This is a genomic window from Methanohalobium sp., from assembly GCF_046546175.1.
GTDB lineage: Archaea > Halobacteriota > Methanosarcinia > Methanosarcinales > Methanosarcinaceae > Methanohalobium.
Genome location: NZ_JBKGYF010000007.1, coordinates 1 through 22,578, shown reverse-complemented (window position 1 = coordinate 22,578; position 22,578 = coordinate 1). Strand labels below are relative to the sequence as shown.

General features: G+C 38.6%; 25 protein-coding genes and 1 tRNA gene. 11 read left to right on the top strand and 15 right to left on the bottom strand.

Translation table 11 applies throughout. The annotated features are described in order from the left end of the window. Positions 1-175 precede the first annotated feature (175 nt). Positions 176-685 carry a flavodoxin family protein gene (locus tag ACLFMM_RS01625; RefSeq protein ID WP_410806970.1) on the top strand — a complete coding sequence of 170 codons (510 nt, stop codon included), beginning with the start codon at positions 176-178 and terminating at the stop codon, positions 683-685. A 36-nt stretch (positions 686-721) separates the two neighbouring features. Here the strand turns inward: ACLFMM_RS01625 and purE are convergent, their stop codons facing one another. The 7 genes from purE to ACLFMM_RS01590 form a co-directional block, all read right to left on the bottom strand. Continuing rightward, entirely contained in the window at positions 722-1,111 is a 390-nt protein-coding gene (purE, locus tag ACLFMM_RS01620) for a 5-(carboxyamino)imidazole ribonucleotide mutase (protein ID WP_410806969.1), read from the bottom strand. 73 nt (positions 1,112-1,184) lie between these two features. Next, a complete protein-coding gene (locus ACLFMM_RS01615) occupies positions 1,185-1,472 on the bottom strand; it encodes a chorismate mutase (protein ID WP_410806968.1) in 288 nt (95 codons plus the stop codon). Positions 1,473-1,504: 32 nt separating this feature from the next. Then, a complete protein-coding gene (locus tag ACLFMM_RS01610; protein ID WP_410806967.1) occupies positions 1,505-2,368 on the bottom strand; it encodes a shikimate kinase in 864 nt (287 codons plus the stop codon). A 31-nt stretch (positions 2,369-2,399) separates the two neighbouring features. Beyond that, positions 2,400-2,942 (bottom strand): hypothetical protein, encoded by a 543-nt coding sequence (locus ACLFMM_RS01605; protein ID WP_410806966.1) that lies wholly within the window; start codon positions 2,940-2,942, stop codon positions 2,400-2,402. A gap of 53 nt (positions 2,943-2,995) precedes the next feature. Beyond that, positions 2,996-3,799 (bottom strand): DUF1638 domain-containing protein, encoded by an 804-nt coding sequence (locus ACLFMM_RS01600; protein ID WP_410806965.1) that lies wholly within the window; start codon positions 3,797-3,799, stop codon positions 2,996-2,998. 38 nt (positions 3,800-3,837) lie between these two features. Beyond that, complete coding sequence (locus ACLFMM_RS01595) at positions 3,838-5,778, bottom strand: hydantoinase/oxoprolinase N-terminal domain-containing protein (protein ID WP_410806964.1); 1,941 nt, start codon at positions 5,776-5,778, stop codon at positions 3,838-3,840. A gap of 146 nt (positions 5,779-5,924) precedes the next feature. After that, a complete protein-coding gene (locus ACLFMM_RS01590) occupies positions 5,925-6,716 on the bottom strand; it encodes a DUF1638 domain-containing protein (RefSeq protein ID WP_410806963.1) in 792 nt (263 codons plus the stop codon). 51 nt (positions 6,717-6,767) lie between these two features. Here ACLFMM_RS01590 and ACLFMM_RS01585 point away from each other — a divergent pair, with 51 nt between their 5' ends. Further along, positions 6,768-7,646, top strand: coding sequence for an alkaline phosphatase family protein (locus ACLFMM_RS01585; RefSeq protein WP_410806962.1), 879 nt, complete (start codon positions 6,768-6,770; stop codon positions 7,644-7,646). A gap of 60 nt (positions 7,647-7,706) precedes the next feature. On the opposite strand, the gene ACLFMM_RS01580 is transcribed toward ACLFMM_RS01585, so the two are convergent. From ACLFMM_RS01580 to ACLFMM_RS01570, 3 genes are all read right to left on the bottom strand, one after another. Next, complete coding sequence (locus tag ACLFMM_RS01580; protein WP_410806961.1) at positions 7,707-10,340, bottom strand: SdrD B-like domain-containing protein; 2,634 nt, start codon at positions 10,338-10,340, stop codon at positions 7,707-7,709. Positions 10,341-10,660: 320 nt separating this feature from the next. Continuing rightward, positions 10,661-10,924, bottom strand: a complete 264-nt coding sequence (locus tag ACLFMM_RS01575) for an Hsp20/alpha crystallin family protein (RefSeq protein ID WP_410806960.1) — start codon at positions 10,922-10,924, stop codon at positions 10,661-10,663. 394 nt (positions 10,925-11,318) lie between these two features. Further along, positions 11,319-12,149, bottom strand: coding sequence for a molybdopterin synthase (locus ACLFMM_RS01570; RefSeq protein WP_410806959.1), 831 nt, complete (start codon positions 12,147-12,149; stop codon positions 11,319-11,321). A gap of 180 nt (positions 12,150-12,329) precedes the next feature. Between ACLFMM_RS01570 and ACLFMM_RS01565 the strand changes: the two genes are divergently transcribed. The 3 genes from ACLFMM_RS01565 to ACLFMM_RS01555 are packed head-to-tail and all read left to right on the top strand — an operon-like array spanning position 12,330 to position 14,454. Beyond that, the gene (locus ACLFMM_RS01565; protein ID WP_410806958.1) at positions 12,330-13,319 is read left to right on the top strand and encodes a bifunctional N(6)-L-threonylcarbamoyladenine synthase/serine/threonine protein kinase; all 990 of its coding nucleotides are present in this window, start codon (positions 12,330-12,332) and stop codon (positions 13,317-13,319) included. A 24-nt stretch (positions 13,320-13,343) separates the two neighbouring features. Further along, on the top strand, positions 13,344-13,916 hold the full coding sequence (locus ACLFMM_RS01560) for a Kae1-associated kinase Bud32 (protein WP_410806957.1): 573 nt from the start codon (positions 13,344-13,346) through the stop codon (positions 13,914-13,916). Beyond that, the gene (locus ACLFMM_RS01555; protein WP_410806956.1) at positions 13,909-14,454 is read left to right on the top strand and encodes an XTP/dITP diphosphatase; all 546 of its coding nucleotides are present in this window, start codon (positions 13,909-13,911) and stop codon (positions 14,452-14,454) included. Before ACLFMM_RS01560 ends, ACLFMM_RS01555 begins: the two co-directional genes overlap by 8 nt. 1 nt (position 14,455) lies before the next feature. On the opposite strand, the gene ACLFMM_RS01550 is transcribed toward ACLFMM_RS01555, so the two are convergent. Both ACLFMM_RS01550 and ACLFMM_RS01545 read right to left on the bottom strand, forming a co-directional pair. After that, positions 14,456-15,121, bottom strand: coding sequence for a cyclase family protein (locus ACLFMM_RS01550; protein ID WP_410806955.1), 666 nt, complete (start codon positions 15,119-15,121; stop codon positions 14,456-14,458). A gap of 13 nt (positions 15,122-15,134) precedes the next feature. Further along, positions 15,135-15,773: a histidinol phosphate phosphatase domain-containing protein gene (locus tag ACLFMM_RS01545; protein ID WP_410806954.1), complete on the bottom strand. Its 639-nt coding sequence runs from the start codon at positions 15,771-15,773 to the stop codon at positions 15,135-15,137. 234 nt (positions 15,774-16,007) lie between these two features. On the opposite strand from ACLFMM_RS01545, the gene ACLFMM_RS01540 reads away from it, so the two are divergent. Next, on the top strand, positions 16,008-16,628 hold the full coding sequence (locus ACLFMM_RS01540; RefSeq protein WP_410806953.1) for a hypothetical protein: 621 nt from the start codon (positions 16,008-16,010) through the stop codon (positions 16,626-16,628). 54 nt (positions 16,629-16,682) lie between these two features. On the opposite strand, the gene ACLFMM_RS01535 is transcribed toward ACLFMM_RS01540, so the two are convergent. Then, positions 16,683-18,389 carry a site-2 protease family protein gene (locus tag ACLFMM_RS01535; RefSeq protein ID WP_410806952.1) on the bottom strand — a complete coding sequence of 569 codons (1,707 nt, stop codon included), beginning with the start codon at positions 18,387-18,389 and terminating at the stop codon, positions 16,683-16,685. Between the two features lie 91 nt (positions 18,390-18,480). Between ACLFMM_RS01535 and cutA the strand changes: the two genes are divergently transcribed. The 5 genes from cutA (at position 18,481) to ACLFMM_RS01510 (ending at position 20,906) form a co-directional block, all read left to right on the top strand. Then, complete coding sequence (cutA, locus tag ACLFMM_RS01530; protein WP_410806951.1) at positions 18,481-18,789, top strand: divalent-cation tolerance protein CutA; 309 nt, start codon at positions 18,481-18,483, stop codon at positions 18,787-18,789. A gap of 60 nt (positions 18,790-18,849) precedes the next feature. Further along, a tRNA-Leu gene (locus tag ACLFMM_RS01525) sits at positions 18,850-18,932 on the top strand. Between the two features lie 22 nt (positions 18,933-18,954). Continuing rightward, positions 18,955-19,791: a fumarate hydratase gene (locus ACLFMM_RS01520; RefSeq protein ID WP_410806950.1), complete on the top strand. Its 837-nt coding sequence runs from the start codon at positions 18,955-18,957 to the stop codon at positions 19,789-19,791. Further along, positions 19,791-20,363 carry a FumA C-terminus/TtdB family hydratase beta subunit gene (locus ACLFMM_RS01515; protein WP_410806949.1) on the top strand — a complete coding sequence of 191 codons (573 nt, stop codon included), beginning with the start codon at positions 19,791-19,793 and terminating at the stop codon, positions 20,361-20,363. Before ACLFMM_RS01520 ends, ACLFMM_RS01515 begins: the two co-directional genes overlap by 1 nt. A gap of 21 nt (positions 20,364-20,384) precedes the next feature. Further along, positions 20,385-20,906, top strand: a complete 522-nt coding sequence (locus tag ACLFMM_RS01510; RefSeq protein ID WP_410806948.1) for a DUF367 family protein — start codon at positions 20,385-20,387, stop codon at positions 20,904-20,906. Between the two features lie 67 nt (positions 20,907-20,973). Here the strand turns inward: ACLFMM_RS01510 and dps are convergent, their stop codons facing one another. Both dps and ACLFMM_RS01500 read right to left on the bottom strand, forming a co-directional pair. After that, on the bottom strand, positions 20,974-21,528 hold the full coding sequence (gene dps / locus ACLFMM_RS01505) for a DNA protection during starvation protein (RefSeq protein ID WP_410806947.1): 555 nt from the start codon (positions 21,526-21,528) through the stop codon (positions 20,974-20,976). A gap of 205 nt (positions 21,529-21,733) precedes the next feature. Next, entirely contained in the window at positions 21,734-22,528 is a 795-nt protein-coding gene (locus tag ACLFMM_RS01500) for a ZIP family metal transporter (protein WP_410806991.1), read from the bottom strand. Positions 22,529-22,578: the final 50 nt, after the last annotated feature.

Sequence of the window (22,578 nt, the reverse complement as noted above, 5' to 3'; positions counted from 1 at the left end):
ACGATATCCCCAAGAGAGAACCAGTGTTACTAAATATTGTTTCACAATTTCTATGTTTATCCATACATATAAGCAATTATATACAACTGGTTATAGTAAAATATAAAACAGTTGAAACATTATACTAAAAACATCAGGGTGAACATCCTGACAAATAAAATAAAGGGGGACTTATATGAAAGTATTAGTAACCTATATGACACAGACCGGTAATACAAAAAAGATAGCAGATGCCATTTATGATACAATCGACGATGATAAAGAAATCAAAGAGATAAAAGAGGTCGACAACCTTGAAGGATATGACCTTGCATTTATCGGTTTTCCCATCCATCAGTTCAATGCTCCAGATGAGGTCAAAAAATTCCTTAACAATAACACCAAAAATAAAGACATAGCCCTGTTCATAACTCATGGTGCTCCTGAAGACTTTGGACAGGTTTCAGACTGGATTTCAAAATCCAAGGAAGCTGCAAAAGGAGCCAATATTGTGGATGTTTTCCAGTGTCAGGGAGAAGTTTCTCAGGAAATCATGGACATGTTACAAAATTCAGATGACCCACAAATGAATCAATTTGCAGAACTGGTTGCAGCTGGAAAAGGGCAACCAGATGAGACAAAAGTAGAAAAGGCAAAAAGTTTTGCCAGAGATGTTATAACACAGAAAAAAGCTTGGACTAAATAAAAATAATATGAAGGGTTGGTTTAACCCAACCCTACGTTATTTTAATAAATTCAAAATTCGTATCGCAAGATTGGCTGCGTTTTTCCCATTGTCGATTCCAACTGTTGCTACAGGTACACCCGGAGGCATCTGAACGGTTGAGAGCAGTGCATCCAGCCCACCGAGTTTAGCGTTTACCGGAACACCGATTACCGGTTTTTCTGTTTTTGATGCAACAACGCCCGGTAATGCTGCCGAAAGCCCGGCTATGGTTATGAAAACTTTTGCATCACTTGATGTGACATATTCATCCAGTTTATCAGGATTTCTATGTGCTGAAATTACCTGTACATCATAGTTATATTCGGTTTCGTCAAGAACCTTTGTTGCTTTTTCTGCTATATCTTTATCTGAATCAGAACCAGAAATTATCGCTACATCTACCATTATTGTTTCTCCACTCCAAAATAGTCTTGTGTTTTTACAGATAGTTTTAAAATCAGAGTTTGTCTGTTAAATATCAGGGTAGGTTTCCGTTACCACTTAATTCGTACTGTTTGTCTATACTCATTTGAATAAGAGTTTCATATATCTTTTTTACAGCTGCCGTATCAAGGTTGAGTTCTGTTGCCTCGTCCATTGCCCGGTTTATAACTACACGGTTTTGTTCTTCATCATTTATGGATAGATTTTCATTTCTTTTTGCATCCAGTACTTTTTCTGCCAGGTCCACACGCTTTTTTATAAGTGCAAGTATTTCACTATCGATTTGCTGGATTTCTGCTCTTGTTTCTTCAATCGTTGTCATCTATAATGCAACCGTTGGTTTTTGTATTAATATTATTTATAATCTGCACCTTTATTATTGATTTTAGTCTTTATCACATTTCCGCTTATGTTGCAATTTTCCCATGTTTGTTTAAGTTCGTCAACTTTATTATTTTCAACAAGTGCAGTAAATGCAGGACCCGTACCTGACAGACTCACATCTTCAACACCTACCTCAAGTGCACGCATCATGAGTTCGGTATCAAATCCAAGTGCTCCACAGTACAGGAATCCGTTCAATGTCATTGCATGGCCGTAATCCCCATCAAGTGCAAGCTCATAGGCAATATTGACCCAGTCAGCAACCAATTTTGAACGTGATACATCGGTATGGGAACTAAAACCCTTTTCATCTGGTGCAAAAATCAGAACATCACTATTACATTCAGTTCTTTTGATAAGTTCCATTTTTTCATTGTCTGTAAGCACGATACCTCCAAAAAAAGACGCACAAGCATCATCAAATGCACCGGTGATTGTCACGGCTGAATCTTTTGCTGCCTGAACACCTATTCTGACGGCGTCAAGAGGTTCCATACTTTCGCCGATTGCATCCAGTGTTGCAAGCACTGTTGCATTTGCAGCCGCACTGCTACTTTTTAGCCCACTGGCAATCGGAATTTCACTTTTTGTAGCAACATTTCCGCCATAATCATACCCATAATGTTGAAGAACCAGCTCAACTGCCCTTTCTATCAATGCAGTATCAGCATCAGGATTACCATCAATTTCTCCATGAATAATGTCACTGTCCTCTGACAATTCAACCTTTGCATATGTCTTCAAATCTACACCAAAAGCAGAACCTTTTAATGTAGCGATAGCGTTAATAATGGTACCTGCACCAAGTGCATAGGAATTTCCAGTAAGTGTCATGTTAATATCCTGTTATAGTTATGATGTAATATCATATATTTTGCTCAATCATATTTTTCAGTTTATTCAAATCTGATAGAACTTTTTCACCAGAAACCTCTGATTGATAATCATCTCTGCTGTATTTTTCCAGCAGTTTATTGATATAATCCAGCTCCACATAGGCAGAATAATATTCCGGTTCAAAACCATTGAGCTCGCGAAGTGGAAGGACCGTAGCTCCACCTTTTATTGTCTCTTCTTCCAGTCCGTTCACAACAATTGTAAAATTGTATTCTGCAAAACCAAATATACGGGCAAGATTTCTGGAAGTATCAGAAACCTGCTGTGCTCGTTTTGCATTCATGCGTTTTACTGCACCTACTGAATCCTTATACTCCACAAACCAGACCTGATTTTCCTTCCACATCATGGCATCATATTCAGCAAGTACTGAAGAATTTTTCAATGCAAGCACATTAAAAAGTACACCGTTTACCTGGGAAAGGTCCATATTGTCCCTGAATTCTTTTTCTGTCTCAATAATATCAGGTCTTGTTTTTAGTGTGTAGGCTCCGCTTCTAAAGACTACCATAGATTCCGTATAAGTTAAAAGAGATATTTAAATAATGAGGGAATCTATCAGAGTTACATTAAATCTGACCCTGGAGCATTTATCCTGGATTTAGCATTTTTATAACATCTTTCAATAAGCCCGAGGTCTCCTTTCATTTCTACTACATCTAAATCGAATAACCGGGAAAATTCACCAACCCTTTCTTCAAAGTCCCTGTCATAATCAAGCCCGGTATCCACTTTAGCGACTTTTTTGTATCCTGAATAATCAAATACATATTTTGTCATTTCGATATCATCAGGGTCTGGAGTGATTCTTGCTATCTTCAGCATATCCTTCCAGTATGTAGCCTGCATAGGAGTAAGGAAATATATGCCTTCACCTTTGCACCCCATTATAGCATCCAGATACATTTCTCTGCTGCCAAGTGATGCAGCGATGCAGTCATCCATTACCTCCCCCTTTTCATCTTTTAAAATTCCCACATAACATGGATGGTTCTTAAAATCACTTTCAACCTGTCCCATTACATTTCCACACAACCCGTAAAACACAAGGACCCCGTCTGCATATTTGGACATTGTCTCAATTTCTTCATAGACTCCTTTTTTGAGTTTTTCAGGAGATGCATCAAGGGCAAATTCAAGCAAATCAACTATAAGTGCAAACTTTCCACCTTCATGTTCTGATTTTTGAGGGAGTTTATCAACAGGCAGAACTTTGTAGGAACAGTCAACATCATCCAGTTTTCCCTGTAGTTTTTTACTATCTTCATTATCTACCACTATTACTTCATCAATTGCAGGATCGTTTTTTATTAAATACACAATTTCATTTTCAAATATTCTGCAGGCTATAAAACTCAGTACTGGCATGGGTACGTTACCTCTAAATAAAAATGGTAAAAAGCTGTTTAGCTTTCAACTTTCTCCTTTTTGGCTTTGGGCATTCCTACCCCTGTAAACACAAGGTTGGTTTCTATAGGTATTCCTGTTCCCTCATGTATAGTTATATCATTTCTCCGCGTATCGACCTTCACTTCCCCTTTATCCAAGCCAGATTCAGTCATATAATCCATCACCATTCTGTGACCAATATCCTTTGCATACTCAAGCGCTTCCTCATACAGCGGAAATTCTTCTCTACCACCAGGATAGAAAACTACCACCCGTTTTTTGTTTTTACTATACACGGATTTCAACAGTATTTCAATCCGTTTTATACCTTTACCAACAAGAGCACCAACCGCGTTGCCAACCCCTGCATGTGAAGGTACACGTATATCAGCATCTATTAGTTTACTGATTTCATCCTGATAGACTTTAGATGGTGCGCCTATTAGTACAACCGGCACTTCAAGGTTAAAATGTGTCAGGTAGTCTCCACGAAGGATTTTATCAATTTCTGCTTTATCAACACCTTTTAAAACATAGGACATCAGATTCAATCCCATATTCAGACCGACTTCATTTTTAACATGTCGGCACAGTTCTTCAACACCCATATTATTTGTGAACTTAGACAGCAGAGTTGCTCCTATATTGGATGCATTGATATTCCAATCTTCATAATCACCCAGTACATGAAGAGCATCAGTAGGTGTAAATCCTATTGCCTGAACCAGACGCTTTTGGACCAGGAGGTTCAGATACATATCAGAAGCCGAACTTTCCCAGAATATTTCATTAAGGGATGCCGGCTCATTTTCCTCGATTCGCTCAATAATTTTGTGTTCTGCTTCACTTAGTTTGACAGATTCTTCACCTGTTGTAATATAAAATTTAGTAGGCTGGATATTTTCGGTTAACTGTCTTTTTGAAGGAACTCTGCCACTTTTCAACTTATCCAGGAATCCGGGGTACTTTTCCGCAGCCACACACAGAGGGATAACTCTCCTTGGACCGATATTGACTTTCTGGTTTCTGACCCATACATGGCTGTCTCCGCCCATTGCAGAAGTTTCCATACGCAGTGCCTTTACTTTGGTTTGCCAGCCGCCTACCACCGCACCGGTTTCTGTCAATTCAGGCAGTCCGTTTTCCATGAGGGATACATCTGTACTTGTCCCACCAAGGTCGATAACGGCACAGCTGTCAAGGTCTTCAAGATATGATGCTCCTACGAGACTGGCTGCTGGTCCTGAAAAAATAGACTCTATCGGTTTTTCAAGGGCTTCCTTAATCCCTACTACAGAACCGTCACACTTTAGCATCAATAGTCTTGCATCAATACCCCTCCTTTCGGTTTCTGATATTATGGACTGGATGAACCGATTTGCTATCGGTATAAGCTGGCCATTCAGATAAGCTGTGACCCCTCGTTCATAGGCACCGAGGTCCTGGGAAAGCTCATGACCACAAACAACCGGATAATCTGTGATATCCTGAACTATTTTTTTAATACGTAGCTCATGTTCAGGATTCCTGACACTGAAATAGGATGATACTGCAAATGCTGATACTTTATCTTTAACTTTGTTTACAAATTCTTTAACTTTTTCTTCATCAAGGGTTGCAACTTCCAGACCCTTACTGTCATGTCCGCCTTTTACAATTGTATAATAATCTATACCTGAATTTGCCGGTACATCATATTCACCAGATAGTATCAAACCTACAGGATAACCTGTCTTTTCAAGTATGGTATTGGTAGCCAGTGTGGTGGAAACTGAAACAATATTAATATCTTCCAGATAAGAGGGATCCAGTCCATCGATGGAATTTTTTATACCTTCAAGAAGGTCGGGATATGTTGTCAGTGCTTTGTTTGCACTTACAATTGCTCCATCCGAATTCCTCAAAATTACCGAATCTGTGTAGGTTCCACCTGCATCAACTCCAAGACTGTATTGCATATTAAGTACTCCTTTTTAATTTAGTTACATTCAATTACTTTAATATCATTTGTTTTGAAACAATAAAATAATTATTAGGTTTCCTATATATCAATGTTGGGAACTTTTAAACACTGCAAGGAAAGAAATATTTAACAAAAAATATATCAGGTCATGATATCGGATTTGGTTTTTTCATAGCAGTTTTCTATCAGACTCAAATCTCCCTTAAATTTAATAATATCAAAATTAAACGCATCTGCAAATTCATCTACCTTAACTTCAAAATTTTTTTCGTAATTTAGTCCTGTCTCGATTTTACCTGCATTCTTATAACCTGCATAATCAAAAGCAAATTTAGCCATTTTATGGTCATAAGGGTCACTGGTAAAACCCGCTTCCTTAATCATCTCTTTCCAGTTGGCAGCCCACATGGGTGTCAGGAAAAATGTCCCTACACCTCTTGAGCTTGTCAATGCTTTCAAATACTTTTTTCTGCCGCCGAGAACTGCACCTATACAGTCATCTACAACTTGTCCACTGTTTTCTTTCAATATGCGTACCTGACAGGATACATTTTCAAAATCATGTTCTATATTACCAAGCACATTTCCACAAAGCCCGTAAAACACAAGGATACCATCTGAAAATTGGGACAACTCGTCCACCTTTTTGTAAACTTCGTTTTTGAGGTCAGAAGGGTTCACATGGAGCCCAAATTCAAGCATATTAACAACAATATAATACCCATCACTGTTATCACTGCTATTCAGGTTTTCATCTACATCATCAAACGGTGATAAGGTATAGGGATGTCTAATATCATCAAGTTTAGAAGTTAATCCTTCAAAATTTTCATTTTTTATAACAATAACATCATCAATGGATGAATCATTCTCTATCACATGAACAATTTCATCTTCAAACATTTTGCAGGCTATAATACCCATTGTAGGCATTGGAAATCTCCCCTTATTACACCTATTATAACGAATTGATTATATTAAATAGTGGCGGATATCAAAACAGAATATGGTAAATATAATGTTACCCAAATATTTGCACATATGAATTTAAACACCGAATGCAGCCTTGTTGATATAGCACCTACCATTTCTGAAATACTTCATATAAATATGGTAAAACCCCATGGACATGTTCTGAATCAAATCACAGAATATGCAAGGGAAAATAAAACCAGAAAGGTGATTTTGATAATTGTCGATAGTTTAGGGTACGCTTTATATCAGCGTTTAACAGAATCAATGCCAAATCTGCAAAAAATCGCTAATTCAGGAATGGTATTTAAGTGTAAATCCCCTGCTGACCATACAACCCCTGCAATTGCATCTATATTTACAGGATACTATCCTGAAGAACATCACCTATATTATACAGATGACATATATAAAGAACGTGCAAAAGACGAATACAATCCGAAGATCAAAACTATCATGGAATGGGGACATGATTCAGGTCTCAAATCAGGGATTGTTATCGAATCACTCGGTGCTGAAAGTTTGGCGGGTCGTATTTATGGAACTTTTGGCATACCTGATTCTGATGACATCATAGAATATGACAAAAAAGTTGCAGAAAATACGGTAAAAGCACTAAAATCCAATCCTGATATCATAGCAGTACATATAAGAGCAATAGATAGATTTGCCCACATGTCCGACACATGGGATGATATCAAATACTCTGCTGGTTCTGTAGATGAAAATATTGGAACTATTTACTCACATACAAGGGATGATAGTTTGTTTATAATCTGTGGCGACCATCCGATACATTCAGGTAAAAAGTGGTTAGAAATGACCGGTAAAAACGATGCTGAAAATTATCACAACAGGTATGTAGCATTGATTGTTGGTTCTAAAAAGTAAAAAAATAATAGACAGAAAAATTACTGTCCAATTTATTTATTCGATTCATTTCTTATATTGTTATCTTCTCAGGAACAAAAGCATTGCAACACCAAGCAAACCTACTAATAATACAGGATTTGCTGTAGGCACTCCCGCCCAGTGGTCATATCCAAAGTAATGGCTTGGATCGCTGTCATTTACCTGGAACCCATTGTACATGGCAGTGACATTACCATAATTGCTGTACTGTCCCGGTTTAGCAGTTCCTGTAGCGGTACAGATTATAGATTCAGATACATTGAGAGTGGTTTTTGGACAATTCACTGTCACACCTTTACTATCTGTCACATTGACATCTGTTAGGTTCACATTACCGGTATTTGTCACATTATATGTCCAGGTTACCTGACTGCCTATCTGGATGGCGGGTCCACTTGGATCATCGGCATCCTGTCCATTGGTGTATTTTTCAATATCTATCTCTGGCGATGGTTCGAAGATTAAACCTGCATCTAAAGTATTATTATATTCACCAGATGTCAATGTCACACATGATGTATTACCAAGAGATGTGTTGGCATCACTATCAGCAGAACTATCTCCCCCTTGATTTTGTAATGAAAACTTGTAACCTTCTGGCAACACAAAGTTGAGATAATATGAATCTGGATTCAAATCTGTAAACAGATAAAATCCATTCGAATCGGTTGTAGTTGAATTCACAAAAGTTCCATTACAGTAGTAAAGCTCAACAGTTACATTTTCTATTCCGGGTTCTCCTTCATTCTGGACTCCATCTTCGTTCAAATCTAACCATACACGGTCCCCGATTGATGCTTTATCCTCTAATAATTCAACAAATAATCCTGCATCTATTGTATTGTTATTTTCACCTGATGACAATGTTATACAAGAGGTATTTCCAGCAGTATTATTGGCATCACTATCTAATGCATCATCACCCTGGTCCTGCAAGGTAAACTCAAACCCAGCTGGAGCTGTGAAATTAACATAATAGTCTCCAGGCGCCAAATTTGTGAAATTGTAATAACCTGTTCCGTTAGTGGTCGTATTTGCAATTTCAATTCCTGTATCACAATCATGCAGTTTAACCAATACCCCTGTTACACCTAGTTCTCCATTATCCTGTGTTCCGTTTACATCCTGGTCGTTCCACACGAAATCACCGATTGATGCTGGTTGATATAATCCTGCATCTATTGTATTGTTATTTTCACCCGAAGTTAAGGTTACACAGCTGGTATTTCCTAATGGATTAGCATCGCTATCTTCAAAATTGGCTCCCTGACCCAAAAAAGTGAATTCATATCCTGGTGGCGCTGTGAAATTAACATAATAGTCCCCTGGTGCCAAATCTGTGAAATTGTAGTAACCAGTTTCATTGGTTGTTGTAGTTGCCAAAAAATCACCATTGCAATTGTACAATTCAACAGTTACATTGTCAATACCTGTATCACCATCATTCTGAACGCCGTCTCCATCCATATCTTCCCAGACATAATCACCTATGGAAGCCGGTTGATATAATCCTGCGTCTACTGTATAATTGGTTTCATTGGAAGCCAATGTCACACATTCAGTTTCACCTGTACTGTTTGCATCACTATCAGCTGTATCATCTGCTCCCTGGTCCTGTAAAGTAAATTCATAACCGTCTGAGAAAAATTTCACATAATATTCACCAGGTGTAACTGTGAAGTTATAGTACCCGTTTTCATCAGTTATAGTGCTTGATACTAGTGTATCATCACTGCAGTTGTAGAGTTCTACAGTCAAACCCTGAATACCAGGTTCACCTTCATTCTGTATACCGTTTCCGTTTAAATCTCCCCACACATGATCCCCGATAGCTGCCTCATCTTCCGGTATTTCAACCTGATATAATCCAGCATCTACCGTATTGTTATTTTCACCTGACCCCAAAGTAATACAAGAGGTATTTCCGGTAGTATTGTTTGCATCACTATCTAATGTATCATCACCCTGGTTCTGCAAGGTAAACTCAAATCCAGGTGGAGCTGTGAAATTAACATAATAGTCCCCTGATTCCAGGTTTGAGAAATTATAATAACCACTCCCATTGGTTGTTGTAGTTGCTATTAAAGAATCATCACTGCAATTGTACAGTTCAACAGGTACACCTGGAATACCCAGTTCTCCTATATCCTGAGTTCCATTTTTGTTCGTATCGCCCCATACAAAATCACCAATTGAAGCGGTTGGTGCTATTGTATAGCAGAAATACATAGCCCAACCACCGTTGATTTGTGGACCTTGACCCCATGCAGTTTCATCAGAACCACCAGGTGCATCAGAATTTAATTTGTATACAACCGCATGTGTTGCTACATAAACTGTATCACAATCACCTAATGATGGTATTGGTATTTCGTAAGTAAAATTATCATCACAAGGGTTATGTTCCTCTTTGTAATCATAACTACCAGGAGCAGCACTCATATATGAGGTGCCAACGTATACTTGAGTCTCATTCAGACACCAGTCATCATTTGTGTTATATTTGACAAAAATATGAGATTCATTGTTCCATACCACTACATCTCCAGCGTAATAATTTTGTCCTGCTATCAATTCTCTCACACATGGAGTTTCATTGCACTGTGCTTCCTCAGGACAGTCAGGACAATCTCCATTTTGTGCGCTTACTACACCTGACATTACAAATATCATTGCCAAAAATACTATTGTTAAATAAATCATTTTATGATACTTTTTCAAATCCTATACCCCCAACCTCATCCGTGGTCTAACAGATGATATTTGAATTAATACTCATAATGATGTATTAAAATAAGAAATATAATCTTTTGGAAATAGTTTTTAGGATATATATTAAGTACCTAAGTTACCAAAATTGAAAAATAAAAAATAAGAAATAAAACAGAATTTGATTTTTAAATCTGTTTATTAGAAAACCGTTTTTAACCAAGATTTATATCCTGATTCTTATACTCCCCCCTTGTTATAAACACATATTCCTGTCATCTTTTTTACATCCACATCGGAGCAGTCACATACAGTTTGTTATTGGTATATTTTGTAACCGCCCTTTTTGGGTCTATAAGATAGGATGTAGAATATGTTCCTACATATTCCTTATTTTTATTTTTGGCATTTACTGAAAACTTGTCCTCCTCAAGTTTCAAATTGATGTTTTCCCTTTTCACACCTGGCAATTTAATTTCAATATTTAGTTTTTCACTATTGTTGTCAGGGTATGCATATACATAGGGTGACTGTTTCAATTTTTCCATATTTAGACCCCGAATAGTTAATTATTAATTCTTATATTTATACATTGCGAATTTTTATCACTATACATTTACAAGAATTTTGTAGTGATTGGTTGATTGGAACTGGTCAGTATATTATCCACCTGTGCTAACCTCCGACTAACGCAGATTGGATAAATAAACCTCATTGACCACCTTCAATCCACAAACCCCGGTTGAACCCCACTCAATCATTATACACGCTCGTCCACTACCTCAAACAGATGTAGAGTTTTACCCTCATCCTCTACGTCTGTTGTCAATCCTCTTGTTATGAATTATGGATATATATAATAATTGATGCTATTAATTTTCCACCGTTAAATGTTACAAAGCCGTTGAAATTTATAACACCTTTTATTTGAAAACGATTAAATTAACCATGGTCATGAACCCAGTAATCACCATCAATGGTAATCTCTTTTTTCCAGATAGGAACCTCTGATTTAACTCTTTCAATAGCTTCACTCAGAGTCTGGAACAGTTCAATTCTATGGGACGAGGCAACAACTATATACACAATATCCTCCCCTGGGTTGATTCTACCAGATTTGTGATGGATTAACACGTCCAGTATTCCCGGTTTTTGTTTGAGTTCTGCACATATCTGGTTTATTTTGTCCTCTGCTACAGTTTCATATTTTTCAAATTCCAGCATCTGTGTCTGGACCTCAGAAGTAATTTCTCTTACAATACCTGAAAAAGTTCCGATTGAACCTGCTTTTTTGATTTCGGGGTTCTTCTTTACCTTTTTTATTAAAAAGTCGAGGGTAATCCAGTCCGGCTGAGAACGGATGATTTCAACGATTTTATTGACATCAATTTCGGAAACATTCGGAATTTGCTCGACCACATTGTAAATTTGGTTTTTATCTTCCATATCACCCAGTACTATCTTGGGTAAATCACTGTCTTTATCACCTTCCACAATAGCAAAATCCATACCATTGTCTGCAAGTGTATCAAGTGCTTTTACAATAGAAGGATTGTGTGACACCATCACGAATTCATCTTTTGTAAGGGCTGTAACAATATCTGCTCCAGAATCAAAATGTTTGCCTGTGTCAGTATCGTCAGGATTGAAGCGGTGATAAATCATGCTTTTTACAGTTCCGACTTTACCCGTTCTGGACAGTTCCTTTACCAGTTGAGTTACAAGTGTGGTTTTCCCTGATTTTTTGTGACCGATTACAGAAATAACTTTCATAAATTAGCTCTATAACAGTTCAACTTTAAACTTTTTCCCCAGTTTATACATCACCTATCCACAAAAAGGTTAATATAAGAAATATCAGGATTGATAAATAATTATAATTTCCCGGTTTTTATATGAATCATTAACTAATATTATAACCATTAGTTTTACAGTATCCAGGAGATTAAATCATTGAAAACCAGAGTTCTCGGGATTGAAGGTACTGCATGGAACCTAAGTGCAGCTGTTGTGGATAACGATGATGTAATATCAGAGGTCACTGAAACCTATCAGCCAGAAACCGGTGGAATTCATCCCCGTGAAGCTGCCCAGCACCATGCAAAATATGCTTCCACTGTTATACAGCAGTTACTGGAAGATATCAAAAATAAGGGTATAGATCCGAAAAACCTGGATGCAATCGCATTTTCACAGGGTCCTGGACTTGGTCCGTGTCTTAGAACTGTTGCAACAGCTGCACGAATGCTATCATTGACACTTGACATCCCGATTATTGGCGTCAACCACTGCATAGCGCATATAGAAGTAGGCAAATGGAAAACCCCTGCAAAAGATCCGGTCGTACTCTACGTCAGTGGAGCGAATTCACAGGTACTTGCATACAGAAAAGGTAAATACCGTGTTTTTGGAGAAACCCTTGATGTAGGCATTGGAAACGCACTTGATAAATTCGCAAGAAGTGCAGGATTGCCTCATCCGGGTGGACCCAGAATAGAAGGACACGCAAAAAGGTCTATAAATTATATTCCTCTACCGTATATAGTAAAGGGAATGGATTTTTCGTTTTCCGGACTTACAACCGCAGCCAAAGACGCACTTAAATTTGCATCAATGGAAGATGTATGCTACTCATTCCAGGAAACCGCTTTTGCCATGATGGTTGAGGTTACTGAAAGGGCTCTTGCACACACCGGTAAAAACGAAGTTCTCCTTGCCGGTGGTGTGGGAGCCAATATGCGTCTTAGAGAAATGCTTGATATCATGTGTGATGAACGGGGAGCATCATTTTATGTTCCTGAAAAACGGTTTATGGGTGATAACGGAGCCATGATTGCGTATCTGGGCCTTTTGATGTATAAATCAGATAGTATTGCCGGTATAGAAAATTCCCATGTTAATTCAAATTTTAGACCTGATGCAGTAGATGTTACATGGATTTAAATTATAGAATCGGGGACTGGTCGAATGTATCTCACACAGGGAGCAGAAGCTACAGTTAAGCTTGAAGGTAACATTGTTGTCAAAGAAAGAATCCCAAAAAGGTACCGTATACAGGTGCTCGATGAAAAAATACGCATGGAACGTACTCGTGCCGAAGCACGGTTGATTTCAGAAACAAGACGCTTGGGTATACCTACACCTATTATTTATGATATACAGAATTTTAAAATAAAAATGGAATACATAGTAGGCGAGCCGCTGAAAAATGTAATGAACCCTGAATTAAGTAAGAGGGTAGGAGAACTTACCGGGCTCCTTCATAACGGTGGAGTTATACATGGTGACCTCACAACCTCAAATCTGATACTTAAAGATAACCGGATATATTTCATAGATTTTGGGCTGGCATTCATGGACAGAACTGTTGAAGCACAGGGTGTTGATGTTCATGTACTGTTCCAGACATTTGAAAGTACCCATGAAAACCATGAAAAACTAATCGAAAGCTTTTGCAAAGGTTACAGAGGAAAATATAAGAACGCTGATAAAGTCTTAAAAAGAGTAAAAGATATCGAAAAGAGAGGTAGGTATGCGTAAAATTGTTTTTGTAACCGGTAACAGGGATAAAGTTAGGGAAGTAAAAGAAATACTTGAGAAAAAGAACATAGAAATTGTACAAAAAAACCTTGATTATCCTGAATTACAGGAAGACGAACTTGAACCTATCGCCTCATACGGTGCAAGGTGGGCTGCAGATAAGTTGAATATGCCGGTTATAGTAGATGATTCAGGCATTTTCATCCATGCATTGAACGGATTTCCAGGTCCATATTCTGCATTTGTTGAAAAGCATCTTGGCAACCAGAAAATCCTCAAACTCATGGATGGCGAAACCAACAGGAATGCTACTTTTAAATCTGTCATAGGTTACTGTGAACCTGGAAGTGAACCACTTGTATTTACTGGTAAAGTAGAAGGAAATATTGCTTATGTGGAGCGCGGTACAGGTGGATTCGGATTTGATCCGATATTCGAGTATCATGACAAGACTTTTGCTGAAATCGGAGACATCGAGAAAAATAAGGTATCCCACAGACAGAGAGCATTAGAAAAATTTTGTAACTGGCTGGATTAAGTTACTGGGATTTTATCAATATAGCTCTTGCAGGTGAGCCGTCACAACCTTTCATTTTTAAAGGCAGACAGACGAAAGAATATACACCATCAGATACTCTATTAAAATTCAGACATTCAATTATTCCAATTTCATTTCCAAGCAAAAGTCTGTGGACTTCCAGATCCGGTTCAACATCTACAGAAAAACCGTCGATACCAACACTTTTAAAGCCATTTTTAACTATCCAGTGCCCTGCACTTATATCAAGTGATATCATTGATTCAAATCCCATTGATGAAGGATCGGTCCAGATCTTTGAATTCTGGGTTTTTATCAGTAGAATTTCTACATTGTCTGTTATATCTATATTATTAAACGCATTTTCAAGATCCTGATTCTTTATAGTTTCTTTTATAGATGATAAATCCAGCAAAACTGCATTTCCAACCAGAGTATCCAGGGATAATTTGTCAACAGATTTTCCATCCTTAAATATATGTGAAGGAGCATCAATATGTGTACCTGTGTGACTTCCCATAGAGATACTGGAAACTGAAGCTCCATCATCAGGCAAACAGAATATCTTTTTAATGTCAGGTGCCGGGTCACCCGGATAAACCGGTGTTAAAGATGAAATACTAACCGAAATATCTATTACTTCATTTGTTTTTTTATTTCCAAACATGTATACCCCTGCCTTATGTTATAAATCGCTTTGAGTTGGATAAAATTACATCCGCCTGTTTTTCGTCCAGTCCTGAACCCAGTGCTATCTTTCGTGCCATGTCTGTTGTTATCAGATCCTCTGGACCGTGGGTATCAGTATTTACCACCATTGTGGCACCTACCTCGAGTCCGACCTTTGCAACATGTCCATTGGTTATACTGTGACCTTTTCTGGAGGTGATTTCCAGACAGATATCATTATCAGTAGCCTTCTGAGCATCATCTTCTATTATCAAACCGGGATGTGAGAGAATATCGACCTCACCCAGTTCCGCAACAGTTGAATTTGTTCCCGATGCTACTGGTTCTGTCACAGTTTCCCCGTGTACTACTATTACATCAGCACCCAGTTTCCTTGATTTTTCAACAAGCGGTTCAATTTTTGCAGGTGGAACATGGGTAAGCTCCACTCCTGATAAAATTGTTATATCAAAAACATCTTCGAGATACTTTGCTTTTTCAGCAGCCTCAACAAGCTGTTCTATATTAGTATAATCTGCATGGTCTGTTATAGCAATTGCCTGATATCCATTTACAACCGCTCTTCGAACAAGTTCACTTGGTATCAGTTCTCCGTCACTGAAAACTGTATGTGTGTGCAAATCTATCATTGATTCACCCTTTAAACCGGATTTAGGTTCATATATCAAAAATAAACTTAATTAATCTGACCCTTCATTGAATAATAACCATAGAATTCATTCAGTTTAGACAAAAATTACCACAAAAAACAAAAAATATGCAATCCTTATATAAGGAACTGTATTCCATTCTTTGCTACTCCTTATCTTAAACGGCCCTGATACAAGAATAGTCAACAGGAGGGGTTAACTATAGACGAGGCAATGGTAGAATATATAGGATACACCGGTTCACTTCTATGGTTGGTTTCTCTGACAATGAGCAATAGTTTCAAACTGCGCATTTTCAGTTTAATGGGAGCAAGCGCCTATACACTTTATGGACAATTGTTGAGTGCTTATCCTGTTTCAGTAGTCAATGGTATAATAGTTCTGCTGGATATATACCACATATACCGTTTGAAACGCCATGATGGTGATTTATTCAACATACTGGAAATACCTGCTGAAAATTCAAGGTATTTACAAAGCTTTTTGAGTCAACATAGAGACAATATTAAAAAATATTTTCCGGAATTTGATGAGGTCTCATTGGCAAATTGTTATGCTGTGTTTACTTTGAGAAATTTCATGCCTGTCGGGGTGTGCATATATGAGGTAAAATCCGGTATTATTGATATTAAAATCGATTATATATCCCTTGACCACAGAGATATAAAAGGGGCCCTTTCCCTGTACATGGATTACAGACAATCTCTAAAAGAAAAAGGATACAGAGAGCTTGTGATAGAGGTTGAGCACAATAAGTACAAAGAATATTTATCCAATCTTGGTTATATAGAAGATTCTCCCGGAAGCAATGTCCTGCGTAAACCACTAGCATGAATACCGTATAAAAATTAAAAAGGATGTGGACTCTTATCACATCCTTACTAAATTTCAGAAACTATGTACCATATAGGGTCCGAATATCATAATCGCAAACGACAGCAATATTATCAGTGTCAATGTCATCGTTAATGTGTTTGATACCTTTTCTGCTTTTGCTTCGCTCCCGGTTATCCGTTGTACAAATGACTGTACATAACCCCTGAATACATGGCCCCCATCAAGAGGTACTGCCGGGAGACAGTTGAACAATCCAACATAGAAATTCAACCAGGCAACCCAGAGAAGGGAGTTTGCAATCCAGAATATACCAATCCCGAGCGGCTCTGCCCAACCTATCGGTTCAAAGAATTGTGCAAAAGTTCCACTGAATCCGCGGAAACCCTCTCCGCCAAAACCTACAATCGGGAGTCCGAATATTATTACCCAGCCACCCAGTTCGTTCAGCCTTGATGGTATGCTTTTAATCATTTCCAGGTATCTGGTCGCAGGGAAGTTACCGATTTCAATACCCAGAGAATTACTTGCAATGTTTTGTCTTTCATAGAATAAACCAATAAATCCCTTGTCTTCAGTTCCCTCAGGGTGTGAGGTCAATGTAACATTGTATTCCTCGGGACTGGATTCGGTTTGATTTGCTTTTAAAGTTGTTATCCTGACTTTCTGTCCTGAATTTGTAGTATCCATATACTCTGAAAAATCATCGATTGATTGCACAGATGTATTATCTATACCCACAATCAACATTCCTTTTTCAAGACCTGCATTTTCAGCCGGAGAATCTTCTACAACATCACTTATGTAAACCCCCTGAACTTCCTCTTGCTCAGCATCCTGTATTGTAATTTCATGGACAGAAGTAGTGCCATCTTTTACAGTATGAATTGCTACCTCAGAACCTGGTGACACATTTATCATATAATTAATAACATCATTTGCATCATTAACCGGTGTACCATTAATCTGGGTAATCACTGTATTTTCCTGGATACCAGCTTTTGCAGCGGGTGAATCCGAATTTAAATCAGTGACCATAGCATCGCTTACCGAACCTATACCACCCAGAACAGGTCCAAAGAACAGTAAAAAAGCTATAAAAGCAACTACAAAATTCGACATTACACCTGCTGCCAGTATTCTCGACCTCTGGTTTGTGGTAGCCACTTTATTAGTTTCAGTTGATTGGGATTCTACAGAGGTTTCGCCCTTCCCAATATCCTTTTCGTTTGACACACCGAAAAGTTGTTCCTCATCGGGTTCAGCAAATCCTCCTATCGGCACAAGAGCAAGCAGGACACCCATGGATTTGACACGGATGCCCTCTACTATAGAAAGAATCGCATGTGAAAATTCATGAACTATCAGTGTGACAATCAGAGCTATAAGACCCCATGTAAGCGGTATGAAATCATTAACACCGGGAATCAGGAATATGTTCTGGGGTTCATTGAATTTGCCGGGTTCTGGAACGTCGCCCCCAAAAGATGTAAGTATCGCAATGTCTGAAAGGATTACTATCAAAAACATTACCGCCATACCAACAAACATCAGAGGAATCCCTATATTTGCGAATATTCTCCAGAATCGTTTCGGTCTGGCAAGATACTTTAGCAGACCCTGACCTTTTTCAGTTCTAATCATTAACACTGGCCCGTAGGCATCAATATTGTATTTTGCAAGTGTTCCTTTCTTTTTAAGATATGACACTACAATCCAGTAAAAAAGGAATATTGCTATTGCAATGGTTGTGTTGCTCAAAATATTACTCCGATTAGCTTGTTAGCTGATGATAATAACCAGTCAATTTTTATATATAATGGCTACGGTATAATTTATTCTGGTGTCTACGATGTATATGGAAGTATATATAACTGCGGGAAGTATGGATGAAGCCCGCAAAATCGGAAATGCACTGGTTTCTGAATCACTTGCAGCCTGTGTTAATATGTTCCCAATCAATTCAATCTATGAATGGCAGGGTAATGTAGAAGAGGATGAAGAAATAGCAATGCTTGTAAAAACAACCAGTGATAAATTCGAAAAAATCAAAAAAAGAGTGCAGTCACTCCACAGCTATGACCAGCCGTGTATTGTAACATGGGATATCAGCGGAGAGACCGGTTACATGAGATGGGTTTACGATGAAACCCATAAATAATTTTTGATGGCAAAATTTATAAGTAAAATCATTATTAGTTGTGTCAGGTATCTCACACAGGCGGGAGTTACCGAGCGGCCAAAGGTGATGGACTCAAGATCCATTCGTGTAGACGTTCAAGGGTTCGAATCCCTTCTCCCGCACTAATTTATCAGGGTGACTTTTTTGACAAAAATTACCAGAGATTCAGTAGTTGATGCCACAATACATATTCTCAAACAAGCTGAAACTACACTTCCGGATGACGTTGTAGACGCTTTGAAATCTGCTGGACAGGTAGAATCCAACCCATTAGCCAGGTCACAGATAAATGCTGTTTTACAAAACATAGATATTGCCAGAAAACACAAAATCCCGATGTGTCAGGATACCGGGATCCTTATATTTTATGTTAAATTGGGCAGAAAGTTGGCCCTGGATTTTGATATTAAAGATGCTATAGAAGAAGGTGTCAGGTATGCTACCGACACTATCCCCCTAAGACCCAATGCTGTTGACCCGATTACACGTAAAAACAGTGGTGACAATACCGGGGCTGGTATTCCCGACATAAAATATGAATTGGTTAATGGGAGTAAATTGACCATTACAGTTGCTCCAAAGGGTGCTGGTTCTGAAAATATGAGTGCATTGCGGATGTTTAACCCCACTGAAGTAGATAATATCAAAAAGTTTGCTGTTGAAACTGTATTGAATGCGGGTGGCAAACCCTGTCCACCGGTCATTCTTGGTGTTGGTATTGGAGGGTCATTTGATAAAGCGCCAAGACTTGCAAAATCAGCACTTATGGAAAATGTCAATGATATGGATGAATTTGAAAGGGACATTCTGGACGGGATAAATTCACTCGGAATCGGACCCATGGGTATTGGTGGTGATACAACCGCGCTCGCTGTCAGGGTCAAAAAATCATACTGTCATACTGCATCACTGCCTGTTGCTGTCAATATCCAGTGTTGGGCAAACCGTCATGCTTCAATTACACTGGACGGTGATAAATAATGGAGCACTATCTTAACACACCGCTTGAGAAAAAGGACATCATGAAACTGGACGTAGGTGACATTGTATACCTTACTGGTACTGTTTTGACTGCAAGGGATGAAGCCCATAAACGCATACTAGAGATGGCTGAAAAAGGTGAAAAATTGCCGTTTGACCTTGACAGTGCTGTGATTTATCACTGCGGACCTCTCATGAAGAAAAACAACGATGGATGGAAAGTTATTGCCGCTGGTCCCACCACAAGCGGAAGGATGTCTGGTATGACACCAGAACTTCTTAAAAGATACAATGTTCGGGCTCTGATAGGAAAAGGCGGAATGAACAAAGTAGCCGATTCCATGAAGGATAAATGCATATATTTAGCATATACTGGTGGATGCGCAGCACTTGCAGTCGAATCCATAAAAAAGGTTTCACAGGTATATTGGCTGGATATGGGAATGCCTGAGGCTGTATGGGAACTTGAAGTTGAAAATTTTGGACCTCTGATAGTTGGAATCGATGCAAAGGGTAAAGACCTGTATTCAGAAGTTTCAGAACATGCCAGAGAAGCATTTTTAAATCTTTAATATGCAATAGTTCTGTTGCCCATGAATTCAGAAAAAAGCCAGAATGTAGACCTTTATATATATCATGTCAGCCAGTGCGACCCGAAAAAATGCACTGGTAAAAAACTGGCACGTTTTAACCTTGCCAAACTTTTTGATAAAATAAACGAAATTCCCAGAAGTTCTATACTCCTTGATCCAATGGCTGAACAGGCTCTATCTCCTAAAGATGATGTATCAAAAGGAATAACAGTTCTGGACTGCTCATGGGAAGAAGTTGAAAAAGTGTTTCCACAGCTTCTCAAACGAAATTTAAAACACAGAGCTTTGCCTTTCCTTGTTGCAGCCAATCCGGTAAATTTTGGAAGAGCTTTCAGACTCAACTCAGTAGAAGCCTTTGCAGCAGCCCTTTACATCACAGGACACAAACATCAGGCATCGGATATATTATCCAAATTCAACTGGGGTCACAATTTCCTTGAGCTTAATAGTGAACCACTGGAAGAATATTCAAGAGCAAAAGACAGCAGTGAAATCATAAGGATACAGAACCAGTATATATGAATTTTTACCACAAAAGAAAACGATTTTTGAAATAGAAAAGTCTGGTCGTTCCAGACAATATTTTTAATTATTCAAGGAACTTGGAAACATATGGTGAGGTTTCACCCGCAGGACGCCTAAAGTGTCCAGATGGACCTTCTCCAAGGAATTCAGCAAACCATGCCTCATGCTGTACTTCTTCATGAAGTATAGCCTGGGCCAGAGCATAGGTTCTGTGGTCTTTACCGGCTGTCATATTACATATGTTGGTATACTGACGTACTGCACACCGTTCAGCTTCCACCAGAACTTTCAAAATCTCCTTGACATCCCCTGGATTTTCTGGGAGATGTGCAGGTGGACAACCTGAAATATCATGGAATTCTTTCATGTCATCCGGTATTTTACCGCCGAGTTCATAGATCCTTGGAAGTAGTGCTTCAAAGTGGTTTCTATCCTCTATACGGGCATCTTCTGCAATTTCTTTTATTCCTTCACCATCCAGTCCTATCAGATTGAATCTCAATATCGTGTAATAGTAAAATGTTGTAAACTCCGCTGCGGCATTTTTGACCAATAGGTCAAGCAATTTATCAACGTCCACACCTGCTTGTTCAACTACTTCTCTAGCTACTTTTGCCATTTGTATATCTCCTCCTATAAAAGATTTGGATTACTTTGTCAGAAAGAATTAATCTTCCTGCAAAAGGGTAGTAAAAAGGGTACCTGAACTAATGAATATAAAATGGATTCCAATAAAGACACCCCCTACACATCTGTTTCATATGAATTTAACCAATATATAATTTTTCATAGAAAATCATTATAATAACAGGTTAATTATATATTCAACCAAATGCCACGTCCAGCACCATCATCAACGCAAATCCTATCATAGACCCCATGGTTGCAAGGGGTGCGTTTCCACCTCTCTGGGATTCAGGGATCATCTCTTCAACAACAACAAAAATCATAGCACCCGCTGCAAATGCTAATGCGTAGGGTAACAATGGACGGACCAGTATCACCAGAGCGGCACCTGTTACACTTGCAATAGGCTCCACAAGTCCCGATGACTGACCGTAAAGGAAACTCTTAAAATTTGACATTCCTTCCCTCCTGAGAGGGACAGAAATTACAGTTCCCTCTGGAAGATTCTGGATACCTATTCCTATCGTCAGGGCAATTGCTCCCGATAATGTGGCGTAAGGAAATCCTCCGCCAGCTACTGCTCCGAATGCAACACCGATAGCAAGTCCTTCCGGTATATTGTGCAAGGTTACAGCAAGAACCATTAATGTACTGCGTTTCCATGATGTTTTTATACCTTCACTTGCATGTCTAGGATTACCGAACTGAAGATGCGGCAGAATCTTGTCGATACCGCGGAGAAATAAACCCCCAAGAAGAAATCCTACAAGTGCCGGTAACCAGGGTATTTGGTTGTTATGTATCGACATTTCTATAGAAGGTGCAAGGAGTGACCAGTAACTGGCAGCAATCATAACACCAGCTGCAAAACCCAGCATAACATCCAGAATAATCCTGTCAACATCCCGGATAAGGAAAACTGCAGATGCTCCGATAAGGGTCATCAACCATGTAAAAACTCCTGCAATTAAGGCTTGTAAGACTGGATGCATGTTCTGCAATAGTGATAAATCGATGACTATACTTATCTCCCCTATTACCC

Bases quoted from the DNA above. Each gene is read 5' to 3' on its own strand.
- ACLFMM_RS01625 (WP_410806970.1), top strand. From the start codon at position 176: ATGAAAGTATTAGTAACCTATATGACACAGACCGGTAATACAAAAAAG.
- purE (WP_410806969.1), bottom strand. From the start codon at position 1,111: ATGGTAGATGTAGCGATAATTTCTGGTTCTGATTCAGATAAAGATATA.
- ACLFMM_RS01615 (WP_410806968.1), bottom strand. From the start codon at position 1,472: ATGACAACGATTGAAGAAACAAGAGCAGAAATCCAGCAAATCGATAGT.
- ACLFMM_RS01610 (WP_410806967.1), bottom strand. From the start codon at position 2,368: ATGACACTTACTGGAAATTCCTATGCACTTGGTGCAGGTACCATTATT.
- ACLFMM_RS01605 (WP_410806966.1), bottom strand. From the start codon at position 2,942: ATGGTAGTCTTTAGAAGCGGAGCCTACACACTAAAAACAAGACCTGAT.
- ACLFMM_RS01600 (WP_410806965.1), bottom strand. From the start codon at position 3,799: ATGCCAGTACTGAGTTTTATAGCCTGCAGAATATTTGAAAATGAAATT.
- ACLFMM_RS01595 (WP_410806964.1), bottom strand. From the start codon at position 5,778: ATGCAATACAGTCTTGGAGTTGATGCAGGTGGAACCTACACAGATTCG.
- ACLFMM_RS01590 (WP_410806963.1), bottom strand. From the start codon at position 6,716: ATGCCTACAATGGGTATTATAGCCTGCAAAATGTTTGAAGATGAAATT.
- ACLFMM_RS01580 (WP_410806961.1), bottom strand. From the start codon at position 10,340: ATGATATTTGTAATGTCAGGTGTAGTAAGCGCACAAAATGGAGATTGT.
- ACLFMM_RS01575 (WP_410806960.1), bottom strand. From the start codon at position 10,924: ATGGAAAAATTGAAACAGTCACCCTATGTATATGCATACCCTGACAAC.
- ACLFMM_RS01570 (WP_410806959.1), bottom strand. From the start codon at position 12,149: ATGAAAGTTATTTCTGTAATCGGTCACAAAAAATCAGGGAAAACCACA.
- ACLFMM_RS01560 (WP_410806957.1), top strand. From the start codon at position 13,344: ATGTATCTCACACAGGGAGCAGAAGCTACAGTTAAGCTTGAAGGTAAC.
- ACLFMM_RS01555 (WP_410806956.1), top strand. From the start codon at position 13,909: ATGCGTAAAATTGTTTTTGTAACCGGTAACAGGGATAAAGTTAGGGAA.
- ACLFMM_RS01550 (WP_410806955.1), bottom strand. From the start codon at position 15,121: ATGTTTGGAAATAAAAAAACAAATGAAGTAATAGATATTTCGGTTAGT.
- ACLFMM_RS01545 (WP_410806954.1), bottom strand. From the start codon at position 15,773: ATGATAGATTTGCACACACATACAGTTTTCAGTGACGGAGAACTGATA.
- ACLFMM_RS01540 (WP_410806953.1), top strand. From the start codon at position 16,008: ATGGTAGAATATATAGGATACACCGGTTCACTTCTATGGTTGGTTTCT.
- cutA (WP_410806951.1), top strand. From the start codon at position 18,481: ATGTATATGGAAGTATATATAACTGCGGGAAGTATGGATGAAGCCCGC.
- ACLFMM_RS01515 (WP_410806949.1), top strand. From the start codon at position 19,791: ATGGAGCACTATCTTAACACACCGCTTGAGAAAAAGGACATCATGAAA.
- ACLFMM_RS01510 (WP_410806948.1), top strand. From the start codon at position 20,385: ATGAATTCAGAAAAAAGCCAGAATGTAGACCTTTATATATATCATGTC.
- dps (WP_410806947.1), bottom strand. From the start codon at position 21,528: ATGGCAAAAGTAGCTAGAGAAGTAGTTGAACAAGCAGGTGTGGACGTT.
- ACLFMM_RS01500 (WP_410806991.1), bottom strand. From the start codon at position 22,528: ATGCATCCAGTCTTACAAGCCTTAATTGCAGGAGTTTTTACATGGTTG.